General features: G+C 30.5%; 9 protein-coding genes. All 9 read right to left on the bottom strand.

Annotated elements, in window-relative coordinates:
- Nucleotides 1–21: 21 nt before the first annotated feature.
- Entirely contained in the window at nucleotides 22–363 is a 342-nt protein-coding gene (tnpB, locus tag MY04_RS16895; protein ID WP_066207775.1) for an IS66 family insertion sequence element accessory protein TnpB, read from the bottom strand.
- The gene (tnpA, locus tag MY04_RS16890; protein ID WP_066207778.1) at nucleotides 363–650 is read right to left on the bottom strand and encodes an IS66 family insertion sequence element accessory protein TnpA; all 288 of its coding nucleotides are present in this window, start codon (nucleotides 648–650) and stop codon (nucleotides 363–365) included. The genes tnpB and tnpA (MY04_RS16890) overlap by 1 nt, the downstream gene beginning before the upstream one ends.
- 115 nt (nucleotides 651–765) lie before the next feature.
- The gene (tnpA, locus tag MY04_RS16885) at nucleotides 766–921 is read right to left on the bottom strand and encodes an IS66 family insertion sequence element accessory protein TnpA (protein WP_158297744.1); all 156 of its coding nucleotides are present in this window, start codon (nucleotides 919–921) and stop codon (nucleotides 766–768) included.
- 311 nt (nucleotides 922–1,232) lie between these two features.
- A complete protein-coding gene (locus MY04_RS16880) occupies nucleotides 1,233–3,002 on the bottom strand; it encodes a hypothetical protein (protein ID WP_066211591.1) in 1,770 nt (589 codons plus the stop codon).
- A 3-nt stretch (nucleotides 3,003–3,005) separates the two neighbouring features.
- Nucleotides 3,006–10,937, bottom strand: coding sequence for a fibronectin type III domain-containing protein (locus tag MY04_RS16875; protein ID WP_066211588.1), 7,932 nt, complete (start codon nucleotides 10,935–10,937; stop codon nucleotides 3,006–3,008).
- A gap of 42 nt (nucleotides 10,938–10,979) precedes the next feature.
- Complete coding sequence (locus MY04_RS16870) at nucleotides 10,980–11,690, bottom strand: hypothetical protein (RefSeq protein WP_158297743.1); 711 nt, start codon at nucleotides 11,688–11,690, stop codon at nucleotides 10,980–10,982.
- Between the two features lie 11 nt (nucleotides 11,691–11,701).
- Complete coding sequence (locus tag MY04_RS16865) at nucleotides 11,702–12,334, bottom strand: hypothetical protein (protein WP_066211584.1); 633 nt, start codon at nucleotides 12,332–12,334, stop codon at nucleotides 11,702–11,704.
- A gap of 135 nt (nucleotides 12,335–12,469) precedes the next feature.
- Complete coding sequence (locus tag MY04_RS16860; protein ID WP_066211582.1) at nucleotides 12,470–14,560, bottom strand: fibronectin type III domain-containing protein; 2,091 nt, start codon at nucleotides 14,558–14,560, stop codon at nucleotides 12,470–12,472.
- Between the two features lie 4 nt (nucleotides 14,561–14,564).
- Nucleotides 14,565–19,283 (bottom strand): hypothetical protein, encoded by a 4,719-nt coding sequence (locus MY04_RS16855; protein ID WP_066211579.1) that lies wholly within the window; start codon nucleotides 19,281–19,283, stop codon nucleotides 14,565–14,567.
- Between the last annotated feature and the right edge of the window lie 10 nt (nucleotides 19,284–19,293).

The raw sequence follows: 19,293 nt of genomic DNA, 5'->3' as shown, positions 1-19,293 counted from the left end.
ACAAAAGTAGCGATTTTAATACTAAAAACGTACTTTTTGACCTCTTTTTTCTAAAGAAACACCTTCAATTATCATCATAATTTCTGTCGAAGATAAAGAGATGTTTTTCTGTTTGTCGAACCCTTTCGGAAGCTCAAACCGACCTTTTTCCAAACGTTTATAATACAATGAAAAACCGCCTTTTTCAAACCGAAGCAGTTTCAATTTATCTTTACTTCGATTAATAAAAACGAAAATATCTCCATTAGTCACATCCAGTTCCATTAAAGAAATAACGATATTACTCAACCCATTAAATCCTTTTCGCATATCTGTAAATTTACTGTACAGGTAAATACGATCTGTATTACGAAGAGATAACATTAGAAAAAATGAATTGCTTCTTTTAATAGTTCTCGATCTGAAAGATGGAGTTTTACTCCATTGGGATATTCGAGAGTAACGGTCTTAACGGTCTGTTCAACCTTCTTCGGTACTTTGACAGGGATGAAACTCCCCTTAGCTGGATTTGTATTTTCTTTACGTTGTTTTACTACCCAATAATGAAAAGTGGATAACTTAATTGAATGAAGTTGACAATAAGCTTTTTGTTGTAAACCACTAGTTTTCCATGATGCTATATGAGCATACATTTCTGCTTTTTTTGACATAATATCTACGTTTTAATGATGACGTAAAATTAAGTCAGGAATTTGAGGCATAATAGATGGGGATGGGCGACTGCTTACCATAATATTTACGTTTTAATGATGACGTAAAATTAGGTCAGGAATTTGAGGCATAATAGATGGGGATGGCCGACTGCTTACAATAATGAAAAGTGGATAGCTTAATTGAATGAAGTGGACAATAAGCTTTTTGTTGTAAACCACTAGTTTTCCATGATGCTATATGAGCATACATTTCTGCTTTTTTTGACATAATATCTACGTTTTAATGATGACGTAAAATTAAGTCAGGAATTTGCGAGATAATAGATGGGAATGGGCGACTGCTTACGTAATAGCTACTAATTTAAGCAGGTTACCACTGAAAAAGTCATATTGAAAATATCTTCGTTTTTTTATATGATTTCCAAACTACAGATATCTTGCTTTTTGTTAATGCGGGAGTCTTGTTAAATAGTTAACTATTTAACAAGACTCCCGACTTAAAATCTAAATTTTGATGGGTGCTGGAATCTATTTTCCAAGAGTCCCTAATGCCCTTTTTAACAAAATTCCCTAATTAATCTATAACACTTTTAATGTTCTTACTTTCGACTTTTTACTCTCTACCTCATAAATACTTGTCGCTACCATTGAAATTTTATAAGCTCCTGCTTCAAGATTTTCAAATGTATATGTCCGAAGATTTTTATCTAGTCTAGTAAATTCTTTGTCATTAATAAAAACAATAAACTCTTTTAAATCTTGAATTTCTTCAGGAAATGACCATTCAATTGTAATACTTGATTCATTGACAGAAAACGGCCATATATTAATAGTAGGTAATTCTAAGCTTGGTAAGATCACCTTTACAGTATCCGAATAATCATAAACTATTTCTAAATTATCGGCATATTTTACAGTGAACGAATATTTTTTACCAGTTACTCCTTCTACCTTGTAGGTATAGTTTGAATTTGTCAAATAACCAATCCCCCTCTCTCTTGCTAAAATTCCACCAGATCTATCACAGTAAATAATATATCCTTTCATTTTATCAGAAGAAATTGAATTCCATTTCATATCAACGACGACTTCACCATTCACAATATTTGGCTGCAATGTTAAGTTAACCTCATCATTTTCTATTGTAGGTTTTGGTAAATAGTATAATTTCAACTCATCACTCCAAATTTCATAACTATCTACAGGTTTAACAACTAGACGATAAGTCACCTTATATTCCAAAGTTTTTAAATTGGAATCTTGATATAATGTTACACTATTATTTAAAGTATCGGATATTGATTCAAAATTTCCATTATCAATTTTTCGTTGAACAATAAAACCTTTAATATTTTCTTTTAAGTCTTCAGGAACCGCCCACTTTAATTTTACACCTTTTTCAATGAAATCTGTATTTTTATCTTGTTCGTTTAATAATTCTGGAGTCCAGAAACTTAAATCTTTACTTTTACTCCAAATGAGTTCTTTTGGTTTTCCTGTATTTTTAAACAGTGAAACTGGAATAATTTCATAGGTATAATTTATTTCTTTATCTATAATCTCATCCTTATAAAATAAAACTCGAGTATTTGAAGATTTATCTAACCAAATAGTTTTCTCCGTTATTAAGTTTCTATTCTTACCATTTTCTTTTCTGTAGATATCAAAACCAACAAAATTTGTTTTCGAATCTAAATATTCACCATCATAATCTAGAGTTAATAAAATATTTTTGCCTTTTCGCTTAATTTTAGAAGATATAGGTTCAATATCTAAATCTAAATTTTCAGAAGTATTGGCCTCAAAGATAGCTACTGGGTTCTGTGATTCTTCTCCATTAATTACTGTAAATAATCCATACTCAATTTTTTGCTTTTTGGAAATAGAAAAGTCTTCATAACCATAGCCATAAATCAATCCCCTATCATAATCATACATAAACATCAACATTAATAATGTCATGTTACCTGGAGTTTGCACAAGATATTCAGTCAATTCTTCTTGTGTAATGAGATTAAGTCTGTCAGAATTATTAGTTGAATTAACTAATTCTAGTCTTTTTTTCTCCAGATCATTATTGATTGATTGATTATTAGAAACATTATTCAAACTTTTATCAAGTTGATTATATTGTTTTAATAAAGACTTATTTAAAGTTTCCCAACTTTGTGAACCTTTAACTCTCTTTTTAAAATTTACGCCATCTAAATTTGAGTCATATTCATCTACTATCCAAAGGAGAGATACTTTCTCATTCTTTTTTACTTCTCCAAATAATTGATATTTACTTTGACCAAAAGAAATATTATTAATGATCAAAAAGAATATAAATAGTTTAATTTTTTTCATTTTTTATTCAGTTATTTCACCTAAATCCATAGAATAATTCCCTTCATGCTCATAGCTAAGTATACCTTCTCCAATTTTAAGTTTATAATCAGTTTCCAATTTCCAATTGTCTTGGTTAGGTTTAAATAAAGCATTAGCATCTAAAGATACCTTTGGGTTAATATCACCAATATCGGTTGAAATTTCTAAAGATGCATTTGCAGATACTCCTACAGAAATTAATTGTGTATTAAAATTAGAATCAGTAAATGTTGTATTTAAGTTACCAGACAATGTGAAGTCGAAATTACATTTAAAGGACTGGTTTAAATATGTATCTGAATAACTACCTTTATAATTATAACTTAATTCACCATTTAATACACCATCCGCACTTATTAAAGATCCATCTGGTCTATAATTTCTTTCATTAGAAAAATTACCTGTAAATGTTACTACTTTAAAAACTTTCGCATCCATTTGATTAGATTTAAATGTTGTTTTTGTAGAAGTTATAGAGTAATCTATTTTTTGGTCTGCTTTAAAAATTAAGCCACTTTTCGCTGGTATATTAACTTTTGCATTTAATTCTCCTGTGATATCATAGCTTGGTAATTCTAAAGTCATACTTGCATTTCCTTCAAAAACAGGGTCTATTTTAGGAGCTTTTATAGTTCCATTTAGATAAAGCATTGCTGATTCATCGCCCCATTGATAAACTGCAGGATCTACCGCAAACTCTAACATTCCTGCTTGGTCTTGTAGACCAAAAGAAAAACCTGCTATATAATTATTATATCTAGGAGTTCCATACCTTGCTCTGTCATCAAAATCTATGAAATAATTATAACCAAATTGCCCTCCTAATTGAGATATAGATACTCCCGGAAATACTGGTATTGGAGCTCCAACTTTTAATTTAAAGTATCCATAATTAAAACTATTATTTTCATTACAATTATCACATTCACTTGTACCCATATCAACTGTACCTGTAATTGATAACTTTCTTGAAATCGTAGCATCAAAAGATCCTTGGAACCTATTTTCATTAAATGTGGCATCAAATCGAATAGCCATTAATGATTTATTAAAATCACCTTTCGCCTTTCCTACCGAAACAATACCATTATTATCAATTTTAAAAGATTCAACTTCTACATATGAATCACCCAATAATACTTTAGCATTCATATCTAAACCTGTTATTGAATTGTAAGAAGCTGATAAAATATCAAACCTGAAATTCTTATAATCTATGTTAGCTTTACCTCCAACCGATTTTACTTCTCCATCTATTATCAATAAATCTGATAAAGTAATCGCCGATGACATACCTTCAGGTTTTACTCCAAAACTACCTTCTATTTTTGTTAAGTTTAGATTATCATCAACTTCGAAAGTAAAAGATGGATTTTCCACATTCATCTTACAGAATTTCAAGTCTTTCGTTTCACTACTTAGACTAATAGCTATATTCTGTTCATTATAATCAATACCTAATAAAATATCTCCTTCTAAACCTTTAATACCGTCTACTTTTAGATCACCACTACCTGTATTAAACGTAAAGTTTTGTTCAGAAAAATCATAAGTAGCCTCAACATCAAACCTATTTAAGGTTGCATTAAATTTATTCATGGATACTGACTGCGGTTGAGTAACACTAAATCTACCATTTAATAAAGTTCCTCTAGCAATACTACCCGTAAATTTAGCAATCTCTTTCTGTTGCTTCAACATGACAATGTTTAACCCAGATAATTCACTTAGATCTATATCCTTAAAATACCCTTCCACTTTAGAATCAAATGAAATAGACATTGTTCCCCCAATTCCCTTTTTTAATTGAACTAGTTCTTTGTAAATATATTTATCCTCTTCTAAGGAGGCTGAGAAAGTTATCGAACCAGAATAAACTGGTTTATCATCAACTATCTCATAGTTAACTAAGACATCTTTTACTTTGGTATTAATACCATATATCTCTGGAAATTCTTGATTTAAGTCTTCACTATTTATTTTTAAGTATGTGAACCCTTTTTGACTATCCTTAGTATACTCTACTTCTGTTGAATAAGTAATACTATTATCAATATCTCCTTTTTTAACTACTAGTGTTACCTCTGCTTCTGCTTTACTTATATTATCTGTTATACTAGGTTCTGATTTAAATTTTACTGATACAGGACCTGCTTGAGCAAAAGCATCTACAGAAACTTCACCAATTTCATATTCTCCATTTTCATGAATTTTTATGCCACTAATAGTAGTTTTTGCCTGATTGTTTTCATTTGCAGCCAAATCTACTGATGCAGAAAATTCAATTACTTTTTCTTCACTGTTGTATACTCCAGATATCAATTCAATTTTTGCAAAAGGATCATATGCTACTTCACCTGAACCTTTAAAAGTTTTTATTTCTTCTTCTTTGTATAAAAATTCATCAATTAATATGTTACCACTCAACTTTTTACCATTTAGTGATTTTACATAAGATGCATTAATGTTATTTCCGCTTACAGATATTAAATCAAATTGATCATTAAATACAACACCAATTTTTTTAGCATCCATATTCAATCCATAAATATTTACTGAATCAATATCAGATAAAGATCCATAGATTTTCGAATTGTTAATACCTAAAGAAAAATTCATTTTGGCAGATGACCCCGGAAGATTATTCACTTCACCCATGCCTTCTACTTGAAGTAATTTGAAATCTCTCTTATACCAATTAAATTCAACTTTACCTTTTAACGATTTCAATGTAACCTCAAGATTATTTTCAGAGTAATTCAACTCCTCTGTGGTATGGAAATTAGATGACACTACCCCATTACTATTGACACTAGCATTAGTAATTTTTGCGAAGACTTTATTATCCTTCTTAAAGTCAACATTAATTTTACTTAAGCCTCCAAAATTAAAGTATCCGAAGTTAGTAGGATCAGATGAATTATAATCAATTACATATTTAAAGGTTCCTTCAAGTCCTTTCTTAAGAATTACTTTATCCTCTTGGTATGAAATATCTTTAGTTAAACTACCATTAAAAGTAACATTCCCTTCTAAAGTCTTAGTTTCATTCTCTTTTTTATATTCTATATCAAATGAGGTTACTTTACTTTCAATATCATAAACCTCAGGAAAATCTATACTCTTATCTTTTAATTCCACTTTAGCATAAATAATTTCCCCCTCTTTCTGTTGATAAGTAACATCTGTGTGTACAACAACACTATCAGTTAAAGTAGAATCTTGAATGTAAAATATAACTTTTGCTTCCGCATTTATTGGATTACTTAATTCCTGTAATTCTTGAGAAAACTCTAATTTGATTGGTCCATATGCTAAAACGCCTTCACCTCCAGCAGCTCCAATTGTTATATTACCCTCTTTATCAATGATTATCTTTTCAAAAGAAAGGTTCATGTTATTCGAAGTTGAGGATTGATTCGCAGTTACTTTAGCATTCAATGATATTTTCTGGTTTGAATCATTATAAACAGCATTTGATAAAGCAAGTGAAGCTAAATCTCCATACTGTAAATTACCTTTCATTTCAAGATTTTTGAGTGTGTCTTTTATAACATCGATTTTTTCAATTGTAAAATCTCCTTTAAATAAAATACCATCTATATTTTTCTCATATGTACCTTCTACATTCTGACCATTAAAACCCTGAAAAACAAATTCATGATCAAAACCTGCTTTTAAATCACCAGGTGTAACTTTCATACCATAGAAATCAATTTTTTCATTCCCTGATACATTAGCTATAATTGTAGTATCATTCAATGAGCATGATAACTCTAATGGTACTTCTTTATCCATGAATTTATTCAATTTTGCAGTAGCAGTTAAAGAATTAAATTTATAGTCGTGATTAATAAAGTCAACTGAAATATTACCTGATAAAGCAGTTAAGGAAATATCATAACCATTTTCTTTATATTCTATATTATTAGCTTTAAGGGTTATATCAGTTTTTAAAATACCTTTTTTATCTAGTGACGCATTTTCAATAGCTGCATAAACTTTATCTCCTTTAAGTAAGTCAATATTAAGTTTTTGAATATTACTAAAGTCCAAATAAGCTATTTTAGTACTATCAGAATTGTACCCTAAACTAAAATACCCTTCTACTCCTTTCTTTAAAACTACTGTTTCACTCTCATTCAAAAATTTATCTTCATTAAGATTAACTTTAAACTTTACTTCTCCTTTATATATGTCCTTATTTTCAGTCTTAGTATATTCAAATTCATATCCATTAATGGTACTATTTACTGAGTATAATTCATGAACATCTATATTTAATGAATCTGACTCAATTTTTAAATAGCTTAGTTTATTGTTATTAGAAGTATACTCTACGTCTGTTTCAATAAATAAACTATCTATCACTTTTTCTTTTTCATCATATAAATAAGAAGTAACTTTTGCTTTTGCAATTGTGATATTTTGAGTATTTGCTAATTGTTTTTCAAATTCGACTTTCACTGGACCAACATTAGTAATAAACTGAATTCCAGCATCCTTAACCGTAAACTCCCCACTTTTATTAATTTTGATTTGATCAAAATATATGCTCCCATAATTATTTTGATCTTTAAAAGTGATTGATGCAACTAAAGACAATGTTGAATCAGTTTCTTCATATTTGGAACTTGATAAGCTTAAAGTAGCTAGATCATTATTTAAATTTAAACTCCCAGATAAATCCACTTCATTGATTAAAAGAGAGTCAGCTTCAGTTGTTTCTATTGAGATTTTAGCTATATCTAAATTTCCTTTTATTTCTAACTCTTGACCAGAAAAAGTTATTTTCTTATCAATTTCTGTTGATGTATTTTTAATTTCAAGGCCTAAAAAATTAAAATGTTTATCAAATGAAGCTTCAACAGTTTCGGCGTTAACTTTAAAACCATAAAATTCAATATTATTTGTATTGGTAAGACTTGTTGTAATTTGATCCCCAATAAGTTCACAATTTAAGTTTAAAGTTGAAGTAACTCCTGTAATATTTTCTACTTTCAACTTTGATTTTAAAGAGTTAAAAGTTAGTGTATCTTTTAATGAAATATCAATATCTGCATCAAACTCGTCAAGAGTCATATCAACACCTCTATAATTATGTTTTAGTGGAGTAGCTAGTGATAGTTTCAAATTCAATTCTCCATCATTACTTAATTTAGCATCACTTACTGAAGCAATGACGTCCTCTCCTTTTACATACTCAGCATTTAAAGATGAAAGATTTGAAAAATTAAATGAACCATCAAAATAATTTTCTGTGTTAGCATAACTAAAACTAAAATCACCACCAAACCCTTTCTTAATTCTTAAAGAAGATAATAATAATTTATCATCAGCTAAATGGGCTGAAAAATCAAGATCTCCAGTTAATTTACCCTCATTATCAAGGTGTAAATCTACTTCTTTTAAATCGGCATCAATAAAACTAAAATCTAAATTGAGTCCTTCATCATTTGACCATTCAATATCTGCAGATGAAAGTGATTCTGTTGTGGAATCAATTTCATAAGTTATAGTAGCATTTGATATTTCAATAGAATATTCTCCAACGCTACTATTTTTGAAAGGAAGAATAAAAGATGTTTTTTCAATCTTGTACTTTAAAAGATTATTGCTTTTAGAAATCGAGATGGGATCTGAATTTAAAGTCATTGCTATAGGTCCAAAAGTCACTTTATCCCCTTTTTTGATATCTTTACTTATAATCACATTTGCAACAATTTGGGAAGTTGTTGAATCTCCCAAAGCAGTTGTATCATTACTAGTAATTAAATCATCTGAATTGTAATTTTTGAATCTGTTTTTAAAGGCCCAAATTCCTCTACGTACATTTTCAATGGCTATTGGTAACTTTGTGAGTTCACCATTGTCTATTGTCATACCTCCTTCTTCAAGAATTGTAAAAATTTCAATTGCTGCCAAAGAATCAGTTACATCATTAAAGGTTGGTATATTTTCAGGTAATTCAGTTTGACCATCTAAAAGTTGAAAAAAACTAAGGATATCCTCACTATTTGCGATCCCTTCATCAATTATATTTTGCTTATTTATAGGATCTTTTTCTTTTGATATATCAACCAAATTATCTTTTAACTTACCTATAGCGACAAGACCTTTCTTAAATTCATTTTTAATAGTTTCTAGAGCTTTATTAATTGCTTGTTTCTTATTTTCTTTCGCTAGACTCTTATTCTCTTTTGCCTGATCAACTAATTCTTTTGATGCTGCAATTGCATCTTCATCACCAATAGATTTTGCTCCTTTCAAAGCATCTTTAGCATTGGCTAACTCTTCTTCGGCATCAGCTAGTTCTTCTTTTGTCTTATTTAGTTCATTTTTAATATCTTCAGGAAGATTATCAAAAATGTTTTCTATGAATTTAGCTACCTTTTCTGCTTCCTCTAAAACTTGATCTAATACATCAAGGCCCGCCATAATAGCATTTGCAATATCTTCTGGAATAATATCGGTATCAGAACCAGTTACTAAAGCTTCTCCATCTATTAATCTATTGTCTGTATTTACGGTAATATCATCCCATTCTACATTAAAAAACACTTTATTAAATGCCTGAATTCTAATCATCCCTACTCCTGAATGGGTTCCATTATTAACATCATCTTCAACCACTGTTACATCAAAATCACCTGCTGTAAATTGTTCTCCTACTTTCATTGGAGTAGTTAATGGATCTGAATTTTCCCAAGCAATAATCACTTCACCACCTTCACAACTATACGTTGATTCAGGTTTTGATTCCGCATTAGCTGTTTTAGTTTCAGACCAATTACCTTTTTGATTACCAGGACACAATCCTCTTACTTGAAACTCATATGTAGTATTATCCGATAATGGTTTAATTATAGCTTGATCTGTATTAAACTCTTCTGTTTTCCAAGGTATTTCTTCTTCATCATCTTCTGTAGCTTGTCTTCTGTATCTAACTTCATATGTTGAATGTTCTATTTTTCCTGACCATATAAGTTCTGCTCTTGAATGTGTTGTATTAGCAATAGCAAAATCCTCACATTCTGTACAAGCATCTCCAAATTGAAACATTCTTGGCTCACTCCATCCATTATTTTTAATTAGACCATTTTCATCTTCGTCATACGCTTGTACTCTCCAACCATATTTATTACCTGGAAATAAAGGTGCATCAAGTGCGGTAAGCTGATAAGCAGGTACTGAAATACCTTCTTCATCTACTATTGGATTAGTGGATGCAAATGCATCTCCTGCTGGTTGATTATCTCTTAAAATTTCGACTATTTGAAATCTATAAGTAACATTTTGAGGTTTATTCGGTGATGCTAAATGTCTTGGTGTCCATGAAAAGTTTATAAATTGAGGTTCAGTAACGATAACCTTTTGTTTATCCATGGGCATTACTAGTAAAGGTGGATCACTGAGCACTAAAAAACACTGTATTACACTCGTATTTGAGATTTTTCTACCCGTATAATAATCTAATACTTCTAAGGAAAACTTATAATACCCATCAGGTAATCTACCTCCATTATTAATAATAGAAGAAGTACTCCCACTTAAGGCTGTTAAATTATTTAATTCAAAATATTGCCCTAGAACACTTCCATCCAAAATTTCAGTTTGTCCACCAATTAAATGAATAGGTTCGGGAGAATAGCTAGGTTTAGTTTCTAGAATTAATCTTTTTTGAGAATTCTCAATCCTTAACCTTAATTTTACTGGTAGATCTGGTTGAGATAAATCTTTTAACCATATACTTGATTGAACCTTAGTATTACCTACTTGAGCATAATCAGACAACCTTATTGGATATGGAGGAGTAACCATGAACGTTAGTTGTACTGGGTACCTTTGTCCATAGACTGATAAAGAAGTCATGAAGACCAGAATGAATAAAGTAATAGAGTTAAAAGTTTTCATGTTAGTATAAAAAAAATCTTGGTTTTTATAGTTTAAAAAGGCTTATAAGATATTAGATAGTAATAAAGATCTTGATTGAAAATCATTAGATATCACTTGAATAGAAAACGTATCCACCAAATCATCTATACTTAATACTTCTTTATTTTTTATAATTTCTTTACCTCCATCAATTTTTGTAACTAACCAATAGAATTTTTGATCAGTTTTTTTGAAAATATCAGGTGGAAAATACCCTTTATTACCATTTTCAAAAAAACCAACTTTTGGTGTATCTTCTTCTATCAAAAACCTTGAGTAGGTTAATAATAAACAATTTGGCTTTACCTTGTGAGAGTGTGATGTTACTTCTGGGATATATATACCATTATAATCATTTAAAGGACAATAATATGAATAGTTGTTATAGATAAATTTATAACAAAAATTACATGATCCTTCCTTTTGATAATCTTGACCATAACTACTACAACTAGTATTATCATCAGGTTGATTATCATCCATAATTTTAAATTCAAACTTTATATCCGTCTCCGGAGTAATCATGTAATTATTTCCTGACGACTCAATATATTCCTCTTGATTAAGGTCCATATCCACAATCCAATCAAAAGTTAAATTACAATCAAAACAACTCATTGTGGAAATTCCATGATTTATAAAAATGTGCTGTCCTTCTTGTAATGTTATTTGGCTGTATGATGAGAAAACAATCATACATTTTAGAAGAATTACGATTAAAAATTTATTCATGATTTTTTAAATTATTTAATCAAATGAGATTGTGTATTCTCTTTTTCAATTAGTAGATGTTTTGATTTTATATTCTTTGCAATTGCTTGTATTGAAATGATATCACGAAGGTTATTAAAATATATATATTTTTTATTCTCGATAAATTCTTGATCACCATTTTTATTATATAATGCCCAAACAAAATTCTCATTTATTTTTTTGAAAATATTGGGTGGAAAGTATACTTTTTGCCCATCTTCCAAGAAGCCTACTCTTGGAGTGTCTTCTTCAATTAATGCTCTAGTATAAACTAAAGTGGAACAATTTGTTCCTTGATTTGTTGATGGTGTTACTAAAAATCCCTCAAGATCTACGGTTTTATTTATAGAAAGAGGAGCATCATATGTAAAAGAATCTTCTTTTACTGATATACAATTTCCATTACAAACTCTCGAGTATGTTTCTCCATAAAACTCACTGCAACTAACTCCACCTCCAGGTTGAAGCTCCATATTATCTATTATTTCGAAATAAAAAATAATTTTAGTACTTGGTAGTATCATAAATGTTCTACCTGATGAAGCAATAGAAACTACATTTGTAGATAACTGTGTAATTCTTCCAAAATCTGTGTTACTACAATTAAAGCAACTTGCTGCCAAAGTACTGTGTTGTATGTAAATATGATTCCCCTTAACTAATGTAATTTGAGAAAATGACTTATTATTCTTGATAAAAAAAATAAAGTAAACAATAAAAGCGATAGTTTGTATTTCATAATATTTGTAGATTATTATTTAAAATTTAATCTGAACCTTAGAGCTATAATTTGAGGAACCTCCTTCTTTATATTTCACTTTTAATCTATAGGTATATAACTTTCCATCATTTACTTCTACATCTGTATATTTATTTGATAAACCTTCAATTCGTTTATAAAACCGAATAGGTTCATCATCTATAGATTTATAGATATCAATATAATAATCTTCCGAAATTGGAGATACCCAGTCTAAATTGATACCATTATCAATTCTCGAAATTTTAAGACTTTCAACACCAGCTCTTACTTTGTTGTCATACAAATGTAAACCAACAGGTTTTGTAGGGATAGATTCTAACCCAGATTCATCTACTGCAATCATTAGATAATAATGAACCTGATTTGTAACTATTGATGAATCAGTAAATGTTTGCTTTCCTAAAGGGTTTTGGTATTCTTTAATAAGTTCCCAATTCTCTGTTTCTGATGCTCCTTTTCTATAAATCAAATGATACATTACATCATTACTTGCACTTGGATACCATTCAAAAGAAGGCCCTTTTGATGTATTTGATGTTTTACCTATTAAGGGTGCTGCTGGAGGTATAATATCAGGTCTAGTTACTTCTAATGGCTCAGAGAAACCAGATGGATTTCCTCTTAAATCAACAGCAAGTACTTTATAATAAACCTTCTTATTTAATACTTTAATACTTATTGAGTCTTGAAAAGATGTGTGCTTAATTTCTTTTTTGGTCACTTGTGCATATTGACCATTTTTTTCATTCGATCGATATACTCTATATCCTAATAAATCATTTTCAATATTTTCATCCCAATTCAAGTCAACTCGACCTAATGAATCAATATCAGCAATTAGTCCTATTGGAGGCTCAGGTGGAATACTATCAATTGTTTGATAAAAAGACACTAATGACCAATTTATCTTACCTGTTTCTCCTAATGCTCCTAACTTATAATAATTTGAAGGGCCAGGACCTATATCAAGAAAATATCCAGTTTTAACAGGCAAACTTTTACTCAATGTGTCCTTAAAAACTTTGTCATTTTCACCTCTTACTAATAAAAGAGATTGCACTCCAATTTTTTCATTTTCTTTAACCTCCCAAGATATCTTAACGTTTCCTGAAGCTTCGTCTTCCCCTACATCAATATTAGGAGAGAAATTCATATTATTTTTTACATTAATTTTAAATGGGGAAGAATATGGTCCCCAATCTCCGAAAGAATCTTTTCCTTTAATTCTATACAAAAAATCACCTGTTAGACTTCCTAAAGTATCTACAAACAACATATTAGGTGATGGTGTATCTTTTGAAGGTTGAACAAAAGGAACGTCCGTTAAATCAGTATAATTAGCTCCATTATCATTAGATCGCTGTATCCAATAGCTATTATATACATCACTCAACATAAACCAATTCCATACGACATGTACTTGTCCATCTCTATAAAAGGCATTGACATTCCAAGGTTCTGGTAAAGGTTTTACATCCTCAGTGTTTAATAAAACCTTTCCTGTTTTTATTACTTCAATAGAATCGGGAACTAGGGAATATATTCTATATAAATACCTTTCTCCTTTAGTAATATTTTTATCAACCCAACTTACTCCTGATAATTCTGCCACTTTTTTTGATTGATCTGCCCCAAATAATGCATATGAAAATCTAGCTTCCCTTTCTTTTACCTGATGTACAATTGAAGCTAAGGGAGAATTATTTGTCGATGAAGAAGTTATATTAAAAGAAGTTCCAAATAAAGCTTGAGCGGCAACAGCTATATACATATCTGACGTATCAGCATCAAAGGCTCTTCCCCATTCTTCTTCAGGTTTCGGTAGTATCCTTTCTGTTAACCATACTTTTTCAGGATTAGCTAAAAGTTTACCATTCCTGTACGTAGTAATTCTTTCAATTTTATAGCCATACTCTTTGAGCAAGTCCCATGATAAAGAATTATTTGGAGCCCACCTTAAGTGGTTTTCCCTTGATGTTACTTTTCCAATTACTTTAATTTCTGGATTAATTTGTTCATTTTGTCCATAAACTGAAAATAAAAAACCAATCAAGAGAACATATAATATGATTATTCTTTTTAGCATATAACTATTGAATATTGTTTGTCATTTTTATTTTGTAAGTCGATGAAGGTGTTTTTTTACCAGGGAGAGTATATGTTGATATAATATGGTAATCTCCTAATTGTAATCTTGGAGCCATTACTGCAACTCTAATAAAATTCAACCTTTTTCTTATTTCATCATTAGCATAATTTAATTTTCCATCAGCAGCCAGATCTTCAAGGGAAGCTTGAAAGTCTTTGAAATCTCTACCAATCATTAAATCAATATTATAGTATACTGTATATCCTACGTGTGTTGTCAATATTCCCGATAATAATTCATCATCAGATAAAGAAATTTGACCTTCATAATTTTGAGAGAAGTATAATCCTTTTATTGGTTTCACCCAACCGTAATTTGAAGTATTATCTCTCCAAGTTATTTCTGCTCCATTTAGTGGATATTCATAATACATTAATGGTGTTATCAAATTTTCATAATGAACATCATTAAAATCAGCGGTAATTTCAACAAGAGGGTCAGTACCCTTACCTCCTGATAGTTCCAACTGATCTAATGTTTCATTATTTTTAGATGAAAAAGATGTCGACATTTGATAACGATAAGAAAATGGTAACACACCTGTAACACCTTCAGAGAAATTTAAATTTTTCATCTTCTCTGGGAATGTTTTCCATTGACTAGTTCTAAATGAAGATGTATAAAAAACTTTCTCTTCATTCGATTCTAAAACTTCTCCCGTAGAATTTCTTTTTGTAATTTCGATAGAAGAATCATTCCCATTCTGATTTTCAATCGCAACATTTTGTTTTTCTTCTACAACATTAGCGTCAACATTAAATGATGTTTTCGGTAAATGAACTAAATCCATCTTATATATTTGATTTGTTTTCATTTCCGTAGGGATATCAAGTGATACTAATTTTTGATTATCATTATAGCTTATATTACCGTAAGCTATTTCTTCACTATAACTAGTAAACCTTGCCTTAACTTCCCATTTAGATGGATCTTTTACCTCAAAAAGATAATCCCATCCTTTTTGTTCCATTTCCAAATATCCTTTATCCGACTCATCAATATAAAGGTTCATCATACGTTCTACAGGGTAAGAAACTAGAACTCTACTATGATCAATGTATTCTGGTCTTTTTCCTGACTTAAACTTTAGAGCTTTAGTTAAAACATCATCCGAATTAACAGCTACCCATTCATTTCCTCTTTTTTCTCTAAAATCTAAATCTATTTGGAAATAATAATTTGATTCATTTTCCAGCATACTTTCAGGTTTCAACACCAATGTTGTATTATCTTCATTCCATTCAAGGTTACAAATTGCATTTCCATTCTTTTCAGAATTTAATTCTACCTTTTTAATATTGATTTTATAACTCTTTTTCTGGTTAGTATTTGGGTCAAGTAATTCCATAGACTTATTTACTGGTACGTTAAATACCACTTGTGGAGCTGAAAATACATCGACATCTTCACTTTTATCTGATGGTGTCATTGATGCTATAATTTCCATTCCTCCTAATGGACTGGCACCTTGAATAATACATTGTTCTCCTAATGTGAATTCGAAACTGCAATTACCTTTAACTAATCCACCTAAAATATTGAAATTACCGCCAACTATACCAAATGCATAGACAGGATTTGGTCCTTTAAATTGTAATAAAGCAGCAAATCCGGCATCAATAATATCAAACCTTCCTTTAATAAATTTCAATTTTACTTCAATACCAATCTTTGCTTTAATAAATGCATAAATCTGACCTTGAGCAAACCATCCATTTATTCCAATCTGCCTACCTGTATTTGCACAAACAGCCCCTGCCCCATAATTTTTAACCATCAAATCAAAACCTAGCCCAGCATTAATATTAGCATAAAACATCAAGAAATTAAGTTCCGGAACGCCAAACTTTATAGCAGCACCAAAAGCAACTCCTCTGCCATCACTTATTAAAGATTCATTTCTACTGTTATCTATCTCTGCCGATGGATCTTTACCTAAAATTTGAACAACCTCTTTTGGTGCTTTGAATCCGCTAGGTAAATTATCACCAAACATAAAGTATGATGAAGCTTCAACCCCTCCCATAAAAGATAATCGAATAGGGTTTTCATTTGTCCCAATATGTAAATACCATGAATCTTCTTCGATATGAACAATAGCAGTTCCTCCTCCTTCAACAGCTCCAGCATTAATTGCTACAGATAATTCTCCATGAAATGAATTATTTAAGAAATCCATTTCAACTAGAATTTTTGCAAAAACTTTTGTGTTCTCCTCGCTTAAATAAGCACATCCATAACTAACTTTTTCAGGTTTTGTATTCTTTAAATCTTGGGATTTTCCATCACTTTCTTTTTTTGCAACATTATCCGCTGAAGCTACTAACTCTTTTGGATTTATAGGAGGCAATGGTGGTGTCATAATATTTGCAGCCCCAGCAAACATTGCATATCTAATTCCTCCTCCTTTATTAAAGGTCATTTCAAAAGATGTCTCAGCTATCATCGACTCTTTTTTTGGTATGGCAAAAATGATAATTGCTTTCAAACCAAACCCTACACTTTCATCCGGAACATAAACCCCTCCTGTTGCAGACTCTATATCTGAGGCAGTGACTACATCAGAAGGCAGTTTTGACATACCATAATATAAACCTCCTCCAAAACCTTGGAAAGATATAGTACCAACTGTTAAACCGGGCTCAGGAAGTATTGCCAGACAATCTATATACCAATAGTTTAAATCACCTTTCTTACCAAACATTACTGTTGCTTCCATACCTATACTTCCTCCCACAGTAGGCCCTAATTGAGCCTCCACAACTCCTATAAACACATCCCCATAGGTCTCATCATCTTTTAATACTGCAATTGTTCCTTTTAGCTTATAAACTCCTTTTTTACTTGCTTCAATTGTAATTTTTGAGACTGTTGTACCGTTATACTTCCAACCATCATCATCATACTTAGCCCAGATAGAAATATCTCCACCTCCACCGAATCCTTCTGACCCAGAATGTAAAGAAATTATCGCATCAACATTTAGAGATACATTTCCATCTCTAGCTGTCATACCAATCTCATTGATTGTAAGGTTTTTGCCAGATAGTTTTTGAGCCAATGCTTCGGAACTTGCACTAAATGCAACAACGGAAATATAAGGTGCCCGTGTTTCTATTAATAAACCTTGAAAATCAATATCAGCTAATTCTACAGATGAATCTTTAGATTTAACACTCATTGAGCCATCTATTTCTATTCCTCCATAAAATTGTCCATCTGTCAACTCAATTGTGATCATAGTATTATGTAGTAACAATTCACTTTGATCACCAAAAGGAGTAAAAGGCATTGTTTCTCTTGTACTTGCAAAGAAGTAAAAGTCTCCTCCATGCCTAATCTCTGCAACATAAGCTAGTAAAGTATTATCATCTGTTATTGGTACCTGAAGATCTCCACTCATATTGGCGAATATAAATTGCCCTTTAAGTATTTCAACTTCTACCTTTATTAATGATAATCCCCATCCACCACCAAGTTGCCCTTTTTCCAAGGATAGCAATTGATGTCCTTGAAAATTAGCAGTTAAACCATAATCATCAATAATTAAATTCCTTACTTGAAAAGATGTTCTATTTTTACTTGCATTTGCTAAAGCTGTACTATCACTTTTAGCCATTTCAGCTCTTTGTTCTTCAGTTAATTCAATCTCTGCTTCTTCAATAGCTTTATCCCTAGAATGATTTTCGTACATCACTTTATCAAAGTCACTTGGCATCGTAACTTCAGCATAACGAAGGTAAAAGCCCTTCCAAAGGTTAGTATCGCCTTCTAAAAAATCTGTCGAATGATAATTTTCTGGAAATTGAATATTTGCATTTCTAGTTTCAGATTGATCATAAACTACATCAGATGCTTCGAAAATAAATCCGCGGTCATGATCCTCTCCCATTCTAAATCTTGGAAGATTAACTGCTACGATTAACTCATCAAATGTTTCGATATGTGCTGTAACTGGAACTTTTATTTCTTTATTTGGAATAGGATTTCCATCAAGGTCACAAGGTCTAATCAAGTCTTTATTAAATATAACTTCAAAATCTAAAGCCATATCCTGATAACCATCACACCCCCAATTCACAAAAGTTTGTCCGTTGTTTGTTGTTCCTTTAAAATTTAATCTAATATCTTTTGATAGGTTTACTTCAAAATTATTTAGTAATGCTAATTTTCCTAGACCTCCAAATCCCCTCTCTTGACTAAAGGCTACATCAAATGCACCAAAAACTAATTGCTGATCTGAATTCGGAAAATCTATTACTAAACCAACATCTATTAATGTTCCTCTTGGTGTTAATCTAACCTTATCAATAACAATAATAAACTCTGTGTTACCTACCTTTTTAGGAATACCAACAGGTAATGAGATTAAATCAGCTTCAGTAAATACTGAAGTAAATAATTTGTTTTCTTTTACTTTCTTTAAAGCCCCTCTAATATTGGCTATTTTTTTTGATACTGGTTGTTCTTTATCGTCATTAAAAAAGTTCTCTTTATTTTCTAAAGATTCCTCTTTTGGTAACTCTACATCAAATGACCTAAATTTTTTAAACTTAAACTTAGACGATTTACTTTCTGCAGGACTAATTGGATCATCTACAGATGCTAAAACATTGGTAATACCAATTATAAAGAGTAATATGATGAATGCTTTTTTCATTAGTCGTGTA

The sequence above is a fragment of the Flammeovirga sp. MY04 genome (genome assembly GCF_001682195.2).
GTDB classification, from domain to species: domain Bacteria; phylum Bacteroidota; class Bacteroidia; order Cytophagales; family Flammeovirgaceae; genus Flammeovirga; species Flammeovirga yaeyamensis.
This window is presented reverse-complemented; position numbering and strand designations above follow the sequence as displayed.

Bases quoted from the DNA above. Each gene is read 5' to 3' on its own strand.
- tnpB (WP_066207775.1), bottom strand. From the start codon at position 363: ATGTTATCTCTTCGTAATACAGATCGTATTTACCTGTACAGTAAATTT.
- tnpA (WP_066207778.1), bottom strand. From the start codon at position 650: ATGTCAAAAAAAGCAGAAATGTATGCTCATATAGCATCATGGAAAACT.
- tnpA (WP_158297744.1), bottom strand. From the start codon at position 921: ATGTCAAAAAAAGCAGAAATGTATGCTCATATAGCATCATGGAAAACT.
- MY04_RS16880 (WP_066211591.1), bottom strand. From the start codon at position 3,002: ATGAAAAAAATTAAACTATTTATATTCTTTTTGATCATTAATAATATT.
- MY04_RS16875 (WP_066211588.1), bottom strand. From the start codon at position 10,937: ATGAAAACTTTTAACTCTATTACTTTATTCATTCTGGTCTTCATGACT.
- MY04_RS16870 (WP_158297743.1), bottom strand. From the start codon at position 11,690: ATGAATAAATTTTTAATCGTAATTCTTCTAAAATGTATGATTGTTTTC.
- MY04_RS16860 (WP_066211582.1), bottom strand. From the start codon at position 14,560: ATGCTAAAAAGAATAATCATATTATATGTTCTCTTGATTGGTTTTTTA.
- MY04_RS16855 (WP_066211579.1), bottom strand. From the start codon at position 19,283: ATGAAAAAAGCATTCATCATATTACTCTTTATAATTGGTATTACCAAT.